This is a genomic window from Streptomyces europaeiscabiei, assembly GCF_036346855.1.
GTDB classification, from domain to species: Bacteria; Actinomycetota; Actinomycetes; order Streptomycetales; family Streptomycetaceae; genus Streptomyces; species Streptomyces europaeiscabiei.
Genome location: NZ_CP107841.1, coordinates 1,412,123 through 1,429,247 on the forward strand (window position 1 = coordinate 1,412,123; position 17,125 = coordinate 1,429,247).

Consider the following 17,125-nt stretch of genomic DNA (forward strand, 5'->3'; position numbering starts at 1 on the left):
ACGGGTGTCCGCGCGGGGCCGTGTGCAGCGGCCGGGCGCCCGGTGGCGGCCTGGCCGGCGGTGTGCTCCTCGTGCGGTGGGGACAGCATGACCCGGGCCGCGATCCTTTTTCGGCCCCCGGCGGGGTTCTCTGGGGAAACCCTTGGAAATCCCGCCCGGTCCGCCGTTCACGCAGGCAGGAGCGGTGACCGGGAGGCGACGGGGATCGGGTGGTACCCCGGACGGCCGTAGGGCGCGCACGGAGGCCGGGGCACGGGCGGGCTCAGGTGTACGGGGGCGGGGCGCCGCGGGAGAGCAGGTCGGTCAGGACGGCGAAGGCGTCCCGGAGGGCGGCGAGGGCTTCGGGAACGCGCCAGGCCGCGCGGTCACGGGGCCCGACCGCGTTGGAGATGGTGCGGATCTCCAGCAGCGGTACGCCGTGGACGGCGGCGGCCTCGGCGACGCCGAAGCCCTCCATCGCCTCGGCGGCGGCGGCGTGGCGCCGCCGCAGGGCGTGCGCGCGTTCCGCGGTGCCCGTGACGGTGGAGACGGTCAGCACGGGTGCGTGGACGGCGCCGAGGGCACGGGCGACGGCCGCGGCCAGATGCGGCGCGCACGGGTGCTCGCAGACGCCGAACCCGAGGCTGTCGGCGGACAGGAACCCGTCGGGGGTCTCGCAGCCCAGATCGGCGGCGATGACGCGGTCGGCGACGACGACGGAGCCCGGGGCGGCGACGGGCACGAACCCGCCCGCGATGCCGGCGGAGACGACGAGGTGGTACGGGTCCCGGTGGACGGCCGCCGCGGTGAGAGCCGCGTCGGTGGCCCCCGCCGCGGCGGCGGGGCCTACTCCCCCGGCCACCAGGTCCGCGCTCAACCGCTGGTGCCGGACGGGTGACGGTTCGCGGGCGGCAGGTTGGCCTGTGCTGCCCGGGGTGTGGTCGACCCTGATCATCTCGCGGCCCGGCAGACCGGGGCAGCGGACCGGCACGGTGGGGCCGAGGCCGCGCGCGACGGCGTCGCGTTCGGCGTCGACGGCGGTGACGACGAGCAGGCGGATCGGGTTCATGAGGAGATCTGGACCTGCCCGTGGTCGCCGATGACGAGGCGGTGGGTGGCGGGCAGCCGGGGTGCCAGGGTGACCTTGACATTGCGTCCGACGAGGGATGCGGCCACGCGGCGGATGCGGTCGAAGGACGACTCTCGCAGCACGATGGAGTACTCGATCTCGCTGTGGGAGATGTGGCACTGCTCCGCGACCGACGTGGAGGGACCGATGTAGGAGTCGGTGACGATGCTCCCGGCGCCGATGATCACGGGGCCGACGATGCGGGAGCGGTGGACCTCGGCGCCCTCCTCGATCCGGACGCGTCCGATGATCTCGCTCTCCTCGTCCACGAAGCCGTCGACGCGGGGCTGGAGGCGCTCCAGGAGGGTGCGGTTGACCTCCAGCATGTCGGTGACGTTGCCGGTGTCCTTCCAGTAGCCGGTGATGACCGTGGAGCGCACGGTCATGCCCTGGTCGATCATCCACTGGAGGGCGTCGGTGATCTCGAGTTCGCCCCGGGGAGAGGGTCGGATGGCCCGGACGGCCTCGTGGACGGCGGTCGTGAAGAGGTACACGCCCGCGACGGCGAGGTCGCTGCGCGGTTTGCGGGGCTTCTCCTCGAGGTCGACGACGTTGCCCTGGTCGTCGATGACCGCGACACCGAAGGCCGTCGGGTCACTGACGCGGGTGAGGAGGACCTGTGCGTCGGGCGGGTCCTTGCGGAACTCGTCGACGACGTCGCTGATGCCGTCGAGGACGAAGTTGTCTCCGAGGTACATGACGAAGTCGTCGTCGCCCAGGAAGGGTTCGGCGACGAGGACGGCGTGGGCGAGCCCGAGGGGTTCGTTCTGCTGGATGTAGGTGATGTTCAGGCCGAAGGCGGAGCCGTCGCCGACGGCGGCCCGGATCTCCGGGGCGGTGCTGCCGACGATGACGCCGACGTCGGTGATGCCCGCGGCGGCGATGGCTTCGAGGCCGTAGAAGAGGATCGGTTTGTTGGCGACCGGGACCAGCTGTTTGCTGGAGGTGTGGGTGATCGGTCGCAGTCGCGTACCGGATCCCCCCGCGAGCACGAGAGCCTTCACTGTTCCATCCAGGTGGTGGGTGGGAGGTGGTGGGTGGGAGGTGGTGGCCCGTCCGGGCCCTGACGGTGTGTCAGGGCCCGGACGGGCCGGCCTGTCGGTTCAGGCCTCGTCGAGGTCGCCCTCCAGGAAGGCGCGCAGCTCGTCGTCGGAGACTTCGTCGGCCGACGCCCCTGCCGCCGGGGTTCCCGCAGTGTCGGCGGTCGCGGTGGGCGCCGGGACGCCGTCCAGCCGGGCCAGCAGGCCGTGCAGTCGGCTGCGGAGCCTGTCCTGGAGGGCCTCGTCCACCGCTGATCCGGTGAGCTGGGCCTCCAGCGCGTCGAGCTGGTCGAGTACCGGGGACGCGACGGGCAGGTCGGCGGGGGCGATGCGCTCCAGGAGATGCGCGGCGAGCCGCTGCGGCGTGGGGTGGTCGAACATGAGCGTCGCGGGCAGTCGTACGCCCGCGAGGGCACCGATGCGGTTGCGGAGTTCGACGGCGGTCAGCGAGTTGAACCCGCTGTCGAGGAAGCCTCCTTCGGGGTCGAGGGCGTCGGGGCTGTCGTGGCCGATGACGAGGGCGGCCTGGGCGAGCACGGCGTCCAGGACGGCGTCGTGCCGGGCGCTCGGGGCGAGTGCGGCGAGGCGTGCGCGCAGCTCGCCCTCGGCGGGCGCCGCGGGTGTGGCGGCCGCCTGGGCGGCGAGGCGTCCGGTGCGGGCCCCGACGAGGTCGCGGACCAGGTCGGGCACGGAGCCGTCGGAGGCGCGCAGGGCGGCCGGGTCGAGGTCGGCGGGCGCGTACCAGGGCTCCGGGGAACGCATCGCGGTGTCGAGCAGGGCGAGCGCGTCGGCGGTGTTCATCGGGCGCAGTCCGCTGCGGGCGATGCGGCGCAGGTCGGCCTCGCCGAGCTTGCCGGTCATGCCGCTGCGTTCGGCCCACAGGCCCCAGGCGAGGGACTGGACGCGGCGTCCGTGCGCGGCGTGGCGCGCGGCGAAGGCGTCGAGGAAGGCGTTGGCCGCCGAGTAGTTGCCCTGGCCGACGCCGCCGAGTGTCCCCGCGAGCGAGGAGAACAGCACGAGTGCGGCGCCGGTGTCGCGGGTGAGCTGTTCCAGCAGCACGGTGGCGTCGGCCTTGGCGCGCAGTACCGTGTCGACGCGCTCGGGGGTGAGGGACTGCACGATGCCGTCGTCGAGGACGCCGGCGGTGTGGACGACCGCGGTCAGCGGGCGGTCGGCGGGGATGCCGTCGAGCAGTGCGGTCAGGGCGGCAGGGTCGGCGACGTCGCAGGCCGCGACGGTCACGTGGGCGCCGTGGCCGGTGAGTTCCTCGTGGAGTTCGGTCATGCCGTCGGCGGCGGCGCCGCGTCGTCCGGCCAGCACCAGGGAGCGGACGCCGTGGACGGTGACCAGGTGGCGGGCGATCCGCCGGCCGAGGACTCCGCCGGCCCCGGTGACCAGGACGGTGCCGTCGCCGGGTGTGCCCGCCGGGGTGCCGGCGGGTGTGTCCGCCGGGGTGGTGCGGGTGAGGCGGGAAGTGAGTGCGGTGCCCTCACGCAGGGCGATCTCACTGTCACCCAGGGCCAGTACGGCGGGCAGCAGGGCGAGCGAGGCCGCGCTGCCGTCGTGGTCGACGAGGGCGAAGCGGCCGGGGTTCTCCGCGCGTGCCGCGCGGATCAGGCCCCAGACGGCCGCCTGGGCGGGGTCGGTGTGCGGCGCGTCGCCGGGTGAGGTGCTGACGGCGTGCCGGGTGAGCACCACCAGCCGGGAGCCGGCGAGGCCGTCGTGGGCGAGCCAGTCCGTGACCAGGCCGAGGGCGTGGTGGGAGGCGTGCCGGGCAGCGACGGCGGGATCGGTGTCCTCGCCGGTGTCGGGCAGCGCGGCGAGGACGGTCGCGGGTACGGCCGTGTCGGCCACGGCCGTCAGGAGCGCGGCGGCATCGGCGTGGTGGACGGCGTCCGCGAGTGCCGGTGCGGCGGGCGGGACGGCGCTGCCGACGAGGTGCCGTGGGCCGGCGGGGGGTGCGCCGAGGGCGACGGGTGTCCAGCGGATGCGGTGCAGTGCCCCGCGGCCGGGGGCGGCCGGCAGCGCGTCGGTGTCGACGGGGCGCAGGGCGAGGGTGTCGATGTCGGCGACCGGGTTGCCCGTCTGGTCCAGGAGGGTCACCCGGTAGGTGTGCTCCTCGGCGGCCGGGACGAGACGGACGCGCAGGGCGGTGGATCCGGCGCTGTGCACGGTGATGTCCGAGAAGGTGAACGGGACGACCGTGCCGGTGTCTTCGGCGGCGGCGAGAGCCACCGTGTGCAGGGCCGCGTCCAGCAGGGCGGGGTGCACGCGGAAGCGGTCGGTGCCCTGAAGGTGTTCGCCGTCCGCGGGGGCGATCTCCGCGTACACGGTGTCGCCGTCGCGCCAGGCCGCGCGCAGGCCGCGGAAGGCCGGGCCGTAGGCGAAGCCGCCCTCGGCGATGCGCTCGTACAGGCCGGTCACGTCGACGGGCGTGGCCGTCGGCGGCGGCCACGCGGCGGCAAGGGGTACGGCGGCGGCCGCCGGGGTGTCGCTGAGGGTGCCCTCGGCGTGCCGGGTCCAGGGGTCCTGGGCGGTGTCGCCGCCGGTGGCGGGCCTGGAGTGCACGGTCAGGGCTCGGTTGCCGTCGCCGTCGGGTGCGCCGACGGCGACCTGGAGGTGGACGCCTGCGTGCCCGGGGAGGACCAGCGGGGTCTGCAGGGTGAGGTCGGTGATGCGGGCGGCTCCGACATGGGCGCAGGCCTCCATGGCGAGGTCGAGGAAGGCGGTGCCGGGGAAGAGGACGCGGCCGGCGAGCGCGTGGTCGGCGAGCCAGGGCCGGTCCTGGACGGAGACGGTTCCGGTCAGGACGACTCCGGAGCTGTCGGCGAGGGGGACGGCCGCCGTCACCAGCTGGTGACCCACCTGTTCCAGGTCGGTGCGGAGGGTGTCGGCGCCGGTGCTCTCCAGCCAGTAGGTGCGTCGCTGGAAGGGGTAGGTGGGCAGGTCGGTGCGGCGGGCTCCGGTGGGGGCGAACCAGCTGTCCCAGTCGACGCGGTGGCCGTGGGTGTGCAGCCGGGCCAGGGCGGAGGTCAGTGACGCTCCCTCCTCGGTGTCCCGGCCCAGGGTCGGCACGAGGGTGGCGTCGTCCTCGACGCAGTCGCCGGCGAGCGCGGTGAGGACGTCACCCGGTCCGATCTCGACATAGGTGGTGATGCCCTGTTCCTCGAGGGCGCGGATCCCGTCGCGGAAGCGGACGCCCGCACGGACCTGACGCACCCAGTAGGCGCCGTCGAAGGGTTCGTCGGCGGTGACGGGGCGTCCGGTGAGGGTGGACACCACCGGCACGGCGGGGGTGGCGTGGCCGAGCTCCGCGGTGTGCGCGGCGAACGTGTCGAGCATGCCGTCCATGTGGTGCGAGTGGAAGGCGTGGCTGACCTTGAGGCGGTGCGTCCTGCGGCCCTGGGCGGCCAGTTCGGCGGCGACCGCGAGGACGGCGTCCTCGTCTCCGGACAGGACGGTGGCGAGCGGGCCGTTGAGCGCGGCGACGGCGACCCGGCCCTCGTGGGCGGCGAGCAGCGGGGCCACCTCGTCCTCGCCGGCCTGGACGGAGACCATGGCTCCGCCCGCCGGGAGGTCCCCCATCAGGGTGCCGCGTACGGCGACGAGGCGGCAGGCGTCCTCCAGGGCGAGGACGCCCGCGACATGGGCCGCGGCGATCTCGCCCACGGAGTGGCCGAGCAGCGCGTCGGGCCGTACGTCCAGGCTCTCCAGGAGCCGGTACAGGGCGACTTGGACGGCGAACAGCGCGGCCTGGGTGTAGGCGGTGCGGTCGAGCAGGGCGGCCTGCGGGGTGCCAGGCTCGGCGAACATCACGTCCCGCAGCGGCTGGTCGAGGTGGGCGTCGAGGTGGGCACAGACCTCGTCGAGGGCGTCGGCGAACACCTCGTACCGCTCGTACAGGGTGCGGCCGGCGGCTGCCCGCTGGGCGCCCTGACCGGAGAAGAGGAAGGCCGTCCTGCCGCCGCGAGCCCGGCCGGTGACGAGGAGCGGGTTCTCGCGTCCCTCGGCGAGGGCGGTGAGCGCCTCGGCGAGGGCGTCGGTGCCGTCGGCGACGACGGCCGCCCGGTCGTCGTGGTGGGCGCGGGTGGTGGCCAGGGACAGGGCGAGGTCGGCCGGCTCCGTCTCCGGGCGGGCGGCGATGTGGTCGAGGAGGCGGCGGGCCTGGGCGCGCAGTGCGGCCGTGCCACGGGCGGACAGCAGCCAGGGCAGGGCCCCGGAGGTTGTGCCGGCCGGGCGCGGCTCCGCAGGCGCGGGGCTGTCCGGCTCCTGGAGGATGACGTGGGCGTTGGTTCCGGAGACGCCGAAGGAGGAGACGCCCGCGCGGCGCGGGGTGTCACCGGGCGTCCAGTGACGCTCCTCGTGCAGCAGGCGTACGGCGCCGGAGGACCAGTCGATGTGCGGGGAGGGGTCCTCGGCGTGCAGGGTGCGCGGCAGGACGCCGTGCCGCATCGCCATCACCATCTTGATGACGCCCGCGACGCCGGACGCGGCCTGGGTGTGGCCGATGTTGGACTTCAGCGCGCCCAGCCACAGCGGGCGTTCGGCGGGCCGGTCCTGGCCGTAGACGGCGAGCAGGGCCTGGGCCTCGATGGGGTCGCCGAGGGTGGTGCCGGTGCCGTGCGCCTCGACGGCGTCCACGTCCTTGGGAGAGAGCCCGGCGGAGGCCAGCGCCTGCCGGATGACGCGCTGCTGGGCCGGTCCGCTGGGCGCGGTCAGGCCGTTGGAGGCGCCGTCCTGGTTGACGGCGGTCGCGGCGACGGTGGCGAGCACGGGGTGCCCGTGTCGGCGGGCGTCGGAGAGGCGCTCCAGCAGGAGCAGGCCGACGCCTTCGGCCCAGCCGGCGCCGTCGGCCTCGGCGGAGAAAGGCTTGCAGCGTCCGTCGGGCGAGAGGGCGCGCTGCCTGCTGAACTCGACGAAGGTGTCGGGGGTGGAGATCACGGTGACGCCGCCGGCCAGGGCGAGTTCGCACTCTCCGGACCGCAGTGCCTGCGCGGCGAGGTGCAGGGCGACGAGGGAGGAGGAGCAGGCGGTGTCGACGGTGACGGCCGGCCCCTCCAGGCCGAAGGTGTAGGCGATGCGCCCGGAGGCGACACTGCCGGCGCTGCCGGTGGCGAGGTAGCCCTCCAGTCCCTCGGGGGCTCGGCGGACGCGGCTGCCGTAGTCGTTGTAGTTGGAGCCGATGAACACGCCCGCCCGGGCGCCGCGCATCCGGTCGGGTTCGATCCCTGCGCGTTCGAACGCTTCCCAGGAGGTCTCAAGGAGCAGCCGGTGCTGCGGGTCGATGGCGACGGCCTCGCGGGGTGCGATCCCGAAGAACGCGGGGTCGAACTCCGCCGCGTCGTGCAGGAATCCGCCGTGCCGGGTGTACGAGTGGCCGGTGCGGTCGGGGTCGGGGTCGTAGAGGTGGTCGACGTTCCAGCCGCGGTCGGCGGGGAAGGGGGTGATGGCGTCGGTGCCCTCGGCGACCAGTCGCCACAGGTCTTCCGGGGAGGTGACGTCGCCGGGGAAGCGGCAGCTCATGCCGACGATGACGACGGGGTCGTCGTCGACGGCGGCCGTCGGCAGCTGCTGCAGGGCTTCGGCGGTCGCGTCGGCGGCGAACAGCTCCTGGTCCAGGTGGGCGGCGAGGGCGTTCGCGGACGGGTGGTCGAAGGCGAGGGTGACCGGCAGTCGCAGCCCGGTGGCCTCGGCGAACCGGTTGCGCAGTTCGACCGCGGTCAGCGAGTCGAAGCCGAGGTCCCGGAAAGCACGCCCGTCGGGGACGGCGTCGGGGTCTGCGTGCCCGAGGACGGCGGCGGCCTGCGCGCGTACCTCGGCGAGCAGCGCGGCGCGGCGCTCGGCGGGGGCCAGCGCGGCCAGCCTGCGCACGAGCGGCGGCCCGTCGGCGGCGTCGGCCTCCTTCTCCTCGTCGCCGCCCGCCGCGACGGTCTTGCGGGCCTCGGGGAAGTCGCGCAGCGCGGCGAACGCGCGGACCGTGACGAGCTTCCAGTCGACGTCGGCGACGATCAGGAACTCCTCGTCCTGGTCGAGGGCCTTCTGCAGGGAGGCGATGGCCAGGTCGGGATCCATCGGCGGCACACCGTCGCGGCGGAGCCGCTCGGCGACCTCCTCCCCGACCATGCCGCCGCCCGCCCATGTGCCCCAGCCGACGGAGGTGGCGGGGAGTCCCTCGGCCCGGCGGCGGGCGGCCAGCGCGTCGAGGAAGGCGTTGGCTGCGGCGTAGCTGCCCTGTCCGGGGCCGCCGAGGGTGCCGGCCATGGACGAGAACAGCACGAACGCGTCCAGGTCGAGGTGGCGGGTGGCGGCGTCGAGAGCGAGTGCGGCGTCGGCCTTGGGGCCCATGACGCCGTGGGCGCGCTGTGGAGTGAGCGCGTCGATGACACCGTCGTCGATGACGCCCGCGGTGTGCACGACCGCGGTGAGGGTGCCGCCGCCGGGCAGGTCGTCGACGAGCCGTCGTACCGCGTCGGCGTCGGAGACATCGCAGGCGACCACCGTCGCGGGGGTGCCCAGTTCGGCCAGTTCCGCGACGAGTTCGTCGGCGCCGGGGGCAGCCGGGCCGCGCCGTGAGGCGAGCACCAGGTGCTCGGCGCCGCCGCGGGCCAGCCAGCGGGCGACGTGCCGGCCGAGCCCGCCGGTGCCTCCGGTGACGAGGACGGTGCCGGACGGCTGCCACCGGCCGTCGGGGCGCGGTCCCTCACCGGCGCGCACCAGTCTCCGGGCGAAGATGCCCGACCCGCGCACCGCGAGGTGGTCCTCCTCCATGGTCCCGGACAGCCCGTCGACCAGCCGGGAGGCGGCCCGGTCGTCGAGCGCGTCGGGCAGGTCGATCAGGCCGCCCCAGCGCTGGGGGTACTCCAGGGCCGCGATCCGGCCGAGACCCCAGGTCATCGCCTGGAGCGGATGGTTCAGCCGCTCGCGGCGGTGGACGGAGACGGCACCGCGCGTGGCGCACCAGACGGGCGCGTCGAGCCGGACGTCACCGAGCGCCTGGAGCAGGGAGGCGGTCAGGACCAGGCCGGTGGGCAGGACGCCTTCCCCGGACCAGGGTGACTCGTCCAGGGCGAGCAGCGAGAGCACTCCGCCGATCTCGGTGCCGTCGGTCTGCTGCCGGATCATGTCGGCCATAAGGTCGCGCTCGGCGGCAGGTCCCCCGGCGACGAGGAGAAGCGCTCCGGCCGACCGCTCGTCGAGCGCCGCGAACACCTGCCGGACGAGGGGGTCGGTCTCGTGTCCTGCGGGGACGACGACCAGCCAGGTGCCCATGAGGTCTGCGGCCCGTGCGGCTCGCGCGGTGCTGGGCCGCCAGGCGATCCGGTAGCGCCAGGCGTCCAGGGTGGAGCGGTTGATCCGGTCGCGCCGCCACGACGACAACGCGGGCACGACCTCGGCCAGCGACCGCACGTCCTCCATACCGAGGCTCTCGGCGAGGGAGTCCAGGTCGTGGTTGTCGACGCTGTTCCAGAAGCCGTCGTCGAGCACACCCGGGCTCCCGTCGACGGCGGAGTCCCGGACCGCGGGCTCCAGCCAGTAGCGGCTGCGCTGGAAGGCGTAGGTCGGCAGGTCCACCCGGCGCGGGGACAGCCCCTCGAAAGCCGGCGCCCAGTCCACGGAGACACCATGCGCCCACGCCTGGGCCAGGGAGAGATGGAAGCGCTCCAGACCGCCCTCACCACGGCGCAGTGAACCCACCACGACCGCGTCCGCGCCGGCCGCCTCGACGGTCTCCGTCACCGGCACCGTCAGCACCGGGTGCGGACTCATCTCCAGGAAAGCGCCGTGCCCCTCCGCGACCAGCTTGGCCACCGCGGGCTCCAGACACACCGTCCGACGCAGGTTCCGGTACCAGTACCCCGCGTCCGTCTCCGCCGAATCAATCCACTCGCCGGTCACCGTCGACAGGAAAGGAACGGACGGCTCCAACGCCACCACCGGCGCCAGAACCTCCGCCAACTCCCCCTCGATCAACTCCACATGAGACGAATGCGACGCATAATCCACCTCGATCCGCCGCACCCGAACACCCGACTCCTGGGCGAACAGCACCAGTTCATCCAGCGCATCCGCATCACCCGAGACCACCGTGGACACCGGACCGTTCACCGCCGCCACCGACACCCGACCCGGCCAACGCCCCGCCAACCCAGCCGCACCCTCAGCGTCAAGGGCGACCGACACCATCCCCCCACGCCCCGCCAACGCCACAATCGCCCGCGAACGCAACGCCACCACCCGCGCACCATCCACCAACGACAACGCACCAGCCACCACCGCGGCAGCGATCTCACCCTGCGAATGCCCCACCACAGCAGCCGGCCGCACCCCGAACGACTCCCACAACGCAGCCAACGACACCATCACCGCCCACAACACCGGCTGCACCACATCCACCCGGTCCAACCCGGGCGCACCCTCCACCCCCCGCACCACATCCACCAACGACCACTCAACAAACCCATCCAGAGCAGCCCCACACTCCGCAAACCGAGCCGCGAACACCGGCGAGGAATCCAACAACCCCACCGCCATCCCCACCCACTGCGACCCCTGCCCCGGAAACACAAACACCGCATCCACCACATCACCAGGACGCCGCACACCACCCCGGACCACATCCGGAACAGCGGTTCCGGCGCCCAGAGCGCGCAACGAAGCGGCCAGGCTCTCGCGGTCGGCGCCGACGACGACGGCCCGCTCCTCCAATGCCGCACGACCCACCAGCAGGGAGTGCGCGATGTCGACCGCATCGGCGTCCGCGCTCTCCAAGTGGGCAGCCAGCCGCGCCGCCTGAGCACGCAGGGCCTTCTCCGAGCGGGCGGAGAGCAGCCACGGAACGACCGCACCCGACCGGTCCGCACCAGTCCTCGCCGGTTCCTCCCCAGCGACCTGACCGGCCTCTTCGAGGATCACGTGCGCATTCGTACCGCTCACGCCGAACGACGAGACACCCGCCCGACGCGGCCGCCCGACGCTCTCCCAGGGCCGGGCCTCGGCGAGGACCTCGACCTGTCCGGTCGGCCAGTCGACGAACGGGGAGATCTCCTCGGTGTGCAAGGACCTGGCCAGGGTGCCGTGTCGCATCGCCTGGACCATCTTGATGACACCGGCCATACCCGAAGCGGCCTGCGTGTGACCGATGTTGGACTTCACCGACCCCAGCCACAGCGGCCTATCCCCGGCCCGCTCCTGGCCATAGGTCGCCAACAACGCCTGCGCCTCGATCGGGTCACCCAACTTCGTCCCCGTACCGTGCGCCTCCACCACATCCACATCCGCAGCCGACAACCCCGCATCAGCCAAAGCCGCCCGAATCACCCGCTGCTGGGAGCGGCCGTTGGGTGCGGTGAGACCGTTGGAGGCACCGTCCTGGTTGATCGCCGAACCACGCACCACCGCCAGCACTTGGTGGCCGTTGGCCCGCGCGTCCGAAAGCCGCTCAAGGAGCAGCACACCCACACCCTCGGCCATGCCCATGCCGTCGGCGCCCGCGCCGAACGCCTTGCAGCGGCCGTCCATCGCGAGACCGCGCTGGCGGCTGAAGCCGACCAGCCCGATCGGCTCGCCCATGACGGCGGCGCCGCCGGTCAGGGCGAGGGAGCACTCCCCGGACCGCAGGGAGCGCATGGCCAGGTGCATGGCGACGAGTGCGGAGGAGCAGCCGGTGTCCATGGTCACGGCGGGGCCTTCCAGGCCGAGCGTGTAGGAGATGCGGCCGGAGGCGATGCTGGTGACGGTGCCGGTGATCAGATGGCCTTCGAGGCCGTCCGGTACGTCGCCGGTCGCACCGTAGCCCTGGTGGGAGACACCGACGAAGACTCCGGTGTCGCTGCCGTGCAGGCTGTCGGGCGCGATACCGGCACGCTCAAGGGTCTCCCAGGTGGTCTCCAGGAGGAGCCGCTGCTGCGGGTCCATCGCGGTCGCCTCACGCGGCGAGATACCGAAGAACCCGGCGTCGAACTCGGCCGCGTCGTGCAGGAACCCGCCCTCGCGGACATAGCTGGTGCCGGCCCGGTCGGGATCGGGGTCGTACAGGGTGTCGAGGTCCCAGCCGCGGTCGGCGGGAAGCGACGATATGGCGTCGGTCTCGTCCAGGACGAGCCGCCAGAAGTCGTCGGGCGAGTGCGCTCCGCCGGGGAAGCGGCAGCCCATGGAGACGATCGCGATCGGCTCGTCCTCGTGCGCAGGTCGGCCCGCCGCGATGATCGGGAGTACCGCTGCCTGCTCGTCGGCGGAGTCGTCGACGAGCTGTCCGCGCAGGTGGCGTACGAGGTCGCGGATGTTGGGGTGGTCGAAGACGATCGTGGCGGGCAGGGCCAGTCCGGTCGCCTCGTTGAGCCGGTTGCGCAGTTCGACCGCGGTGAGGGAGTCGAAGCCGAGTTCACGGAAGGCCCGGGTGGGGGGGATGTCGTTGCTGTCGCTGTGGCCGAGGACGGCGGCGACCTGGCCGCGTACCACGTCGGCCAGGGCACGGTCACGTTCGGCGGCCGACAGGGCGGCGAGTTCCGCGCGCAGTCCCCCGCGGCGGTCGGCGGCCCGGTCGAGGACGGCCTCGTCGGCCTTCATCGCCTCGGCGACCTCGGGGACCTCGTGCAGCAGCGGCCGGGGGTGCGTCGCGGTGAAGACGGGGACGAAGCGCTCCCAGTCGATGTCGGCGACGGCGAGGAAGGTCTCGTCGTGGTCGAGCGCCTGCTGGAGGCCGGCGACGGCGAGTTCGGCGTCCATGAAGGGGATGCCGCGCCAGCGCAGTTGCTCGCGTACGACGTTGACGGCCATGCCGCCGCCTTCGGGGCTCCAGATGCCCCACGCCAGGGACGTACCGGTCAGGCCACGGGCTCTGCGGTGCTCGGCGAGGGCGTCGACATAGGCGTTGGACGCGGAGTAGGCGCCGTGGTCGCCACTGCCCCAGGTACCGGCGACGGACGAGTACAGGACGAAGGCGTCCAGCCGGTCGTGGTCGAAGATCTCGTCGAGGTTGGCCGCCCCGAGCAGCTTGGCGCGGGCTCCCTCGGCGAAGAAGTCGAGGTCGGTGTCGGCGAGGGGGGCGAGCATGCCGACACCCGCGGTGTGCACGACCGTGCGGATGGCGGGCCCGTCGGACTCGGCCTGTTCGACGAGGCGGCGCAGTGCCTCCCGGTCGGCGACGTCGCAGGCCGCGATGGTGACCCGGCAGCCGAGACCGGTGAGTTCGCGCTCCAGCTCCGCCGCGCCGGGTGCTTCGGCGCCGTGCCGGCTCGTCAGCACCAGGTGCTCGGCGCCGTTGCGGGCGAGCAGCCGGGCGGTGTGGGCGCCGAGTCCGCCGGTGCCTCCGGTGACGAGCGCGGCGCCACTGGTGCGCCAGGTGCGCGGCGCGGCGCGGCCGGCGAGGGGCGCGCGGACCAGTCTGCGGATGTGGGCGCTCCGGCCGCGCAGGGCGATCTGGTCCTCGTCGCCCCGGGCGGCGAGGACGGCGATGAGCCCGCGTGCGCTGTCGTCGTCCAGTTCACCGGGGAGGTCGACGAGTCCGCCCCAGTGCCGGGGCTGTTCCAGGGCCATCACGCGGCCGAGTCCCCAGAGAGCCCCCTGCAAGGGGTGGACGACGGTGTCATCGCCGCTGCCGGTGGCGGCGGCGCCGCTGGTCAGGAACCACGTCCTGGCCTCGATACCGGCGTCCAGCAGGCCCTGGATCAGGAGCAGCGAGGAGATCATGCCCACGGTCGCGCCGGAGTGGGCCGGGGCCAGGCGCTCATCGAGGGCCAGCAGGGAGACGACGCCCCGCACGGAGGCGGGCTCGGTGTCGGCCAGCCGTGCGGCGATCCGCCCGCGGTCCAGGTCGTCCGCGGCCATGCCGAGGGTGACGGTGGTCGCGCCCGCGCGGTCCAGAGCACGGGTGACATGGGTGACCAGCGCAGACGTCAGGTGTTCTTCGGGTACGGCGAGCAGCCAGGTGCCGTCGAGCGTGTCCGTCCCGGGAAGTTCGTACGGCCGCCACACGACCCGATAGCGCCAGTTGTCGAGCCGGGCGCGGCCCCGCCGCCCCTGGTGCCATGCGGAGAGCGCGGGAATGATGTCGCCGAGGCCGTCGGTGGTGTTCAGGCCGAGAGCCTGGGCGAGTCCGTCGGCATCGCCTTCCTCGACGGTCCGCCAGAACTGCTCCTCGGCGGGATCCGTGACGGCCTTGGCCTTGGGCACGTCCAGCCAGTAGCGGCTGCGCTGGAAGGCATAGGTCGGCAGGTCCACCCGGCGCGGGGACAGCCCCTCGAACGCCGGCGCCCAGTCCACCGATACGCCCCGTGCCCACGCCTGGGCCAGGGAGAGATGGAAGCGCTCCAGACCGCCCTCACCACGGCGCAGTGAACCCACCACGACCGCGTCCGCGCCGGCCGCCTCGACGGTCTCCGTCACCGGCACCGTCAACACCGGGTGCGGACTCATCTCCAGGAAAGCGCCGTGCCCCTCCGCGACCAGCTTGGCCACCGCGGGCTCCAGACACACCGTCCGACGCAGGTTCCGGTACCAGTACCCCGCGTCCGTCTCCGCCGAATCAATCCACTCGCCGGTCACCGTCGACAGGAAAGGAACAGACGGCTCCAACGCCACCACCGGCGCCAAAACCTCCGCCAACTCCCCCTCGATCAACTCCACATGAGACGAATGCGACGCATAATCCACCTCGATCCGCCGCACCCGGACACCCGTGGATGCAGCGAACGCCACCAGTTCGTCGAGTGCGTCCGCGTCACCCGACACCACTGTGGACACCGGACCGTTCACCGCCGCCACCGACACCCGACCCGGCCAACGCCCCGCCAACCCAGCCGCACCCTGCGCGTCGAGGGCGACCGACACCATCCCCCCACGCCCCGCCAACGCCACAATCGCCCGCGAACGCAACGCCACCACCCGCGCACCATCCACCAACGACAACGCACCAGCCACCACCGCGGCAGCGATCTCACCCTGCGAATGCCCCACCACAGCAGCAGGCCGCACCCCGAACGACTCCCACAACGCAGCCAACGACACCATCACCGCCCACAACACCGGCTGCACCACATCCACCCGGTCCAACCCGGGCGCACCCCCCACCCCCCGCACCACATCCACCAACGACCACTCAACAAACCCCTCCAGAGCAGCCCCACACTCCGCAAACCGAGCCGCGAACACCGGCGAAGCATCAAGAAGCTCCACCGCCATCCCCACCCACTGCGACCCCTGCCCCGGAAACACAAACACCGCATCCACCACATCACCGGGGCTCTCGGTGAGGCCGCGGGCGACGGTCGGGGGCTGTTCACCGCGGGCCAGGGCACGCAGACCGTTCAGCAGTGTGTTGTGGTCGGAGCCGACGACGACGGCCCGCTCCTCCAGCGCGGCACGACCGGCCAGCAGGGAGTGGGCGATGTCCGCAGGGGACAGATCGGCGGACTCGACACGGTCGGCCAGCCGCCGTGCCTGCTCCTTCAGCGCGGTCTGCGAGCGGGCCGACAGCACCCAGGGCAGGACGGCGTCGGACGCCTCCTTCTCCTCGACGGCAGGTTCGGGAGCCGGTGCCTGCTCGAGGACGACGTGGGCGTTGGTGCCGCTGCCGCCGAAGGAGGAGACGCTGGCGCGGCGGGGCCGCCCGGTCTCGGGCCAGTCGACGGCCTCGGTGAGCAGGCGCAGGGTGCCGGAGGACCAGTCGACGTGCGGGGTGAGCTCCTCGCCGTGGAGCGACTGGGGGACGGTGCCGCGCCGGAGCGACTCGACCATCTTGATCACGCCCGCGACACCGGATGCGGCCTGTGTGTGGCCGATGTTGGACTTGAGGGAGCCGATCCAGAGCGGATCGTCGCCGTGGCGTTCCTGCCCGTAGGTCGCCAGCAGCGCCTGCGCCTCGATCGGGTCACCCAACTTCGTCCCCGTACCGTGCGCCTCCACCACATCCACATCCGCAGCCGACAACCCCGCATCAGCCAAAGCCGCCCGAATCACCCGCTGCTGCGAAGGACCATTCGGAGCCGTCAGACCGTTCGACGCACCGTCCTGATTGATCGCCGAACCACGCACCACCGCCAACACCTGATGCCCATTGGCCCGCGCGTCCGACAACCGCTCAAGCAACAGCACACCCACACCCTCGCCCCAGCCGGTGCCGTCGGCTCCGGCGGCGAAGGGCTTGCAGCGGCCGTCGGCGGCAAGGCCGCGCTGTCGGCTGAACTCGATGAAGTTGCGCATGGTCGCCATGACGGTGGCGCCGCCCGCTACGGCCATCGAGCATTCGCCGGAACGCAGGGCCCGTACCGCCAGGTGGAGGGCGACCAGGGAGGAGGAGCACATGGTGTCGAGGCTGACGGCCGGGCCCTCGAAGCCGAAGCTGTAGGCGATGCGGCCGGAGAGGACGGCCGCGGACCCGCCGGTGAGCAGGTGGCCCTCGACGCCTTCGGGAGCGTTGGTGCCGTCGATGGCGTACGCCTGGTTGCTGGCGCCGACGAAGACGCCGGTGTCGCTGCCGCGCAGGGCCGTCGGGTTGATACCGGCCCGCTCGAACGCCTCCCAGGTGGTCTCCAGCAGGAGCCGCTGCTGCGGGTCCATCGCGGTCGCCTCACGCGGCGATATCTCGAAGAACCCGGCGTCGAACTCGGTCGCGTCGTGCAGGAAGGCGCCTTGGCGGACGTAGCTGGTGCCGACGCGGTCGGGGTCGGGGTCGTAGACCGCCTCGATGTCCCAGCCACGGTCGGACGGCAGGTCGGAGACCGTGTCGACGCCGTCGGCGACTACCTGCCACAGGTCCTCGGGGGTGCGCACCGCACCGGGCATGCGGCAGGCGGTGGCCACGATGGCGATGGGCTCGTGCGCCCGCGACTCCAGGTCGGTGAGCCTGCCGCGGGTCTTGCGCAGGTCCGTGGTGACGCGCTTGAGGTAGTCGCGGAGCTGGTCCTCGGTGTTGCCCGCGTTGCCCGCTTTGCCCGCGTTGCCAGTGTTTCCTGTGTTGCCCATGCCAGTCAGCCCTTCG

The 17,125-nt window shown here is 73.1% G+C and carries 3 protein-coding genes; all 3 read right to left on the reverse strand.

Features of this window, described 5'->3' with window-relative positions:
- Positions 1-262 precede the first annotated feature (262 nt).
- Entirely contained in the window at positions 263-1,039 is a 777-nt protein-coding gene (locus OG858_RS06080; protein ID WP_327745750.1) for a futalosine hydrolase, read from the reverse strand.
- A gap of 5 nt (positions 1,040-1,044) precedes the next feature.
- Positions 1,045-2,112, reverse strand: a complete 1,068-nt coding sequence (locus tag OG858_RS06085) for a glucose-1-phosphate thymidylyltransferase (protein ID WP_086754136.1) — start codon at positions 2,110-2,112, stop codon at positions 1,045-1,047.
- Positions 2,113-2,211: 99 nt separating this feature from the next.
- The gene (locus tag OG858_RS06090) at positions 2,212-17,109 is read right to left on the reverse strand and encodes a type I polyketide synthase (RefSeq protein WP_328545071.1); all 14,898 of its coding nucleotides are present in this window, start codon (positions 17,107-17,109) and stop codon (positions 2,212-2,214) included.
- Positions 17,110-17,125: the final 16 nt, after the last annotated feature.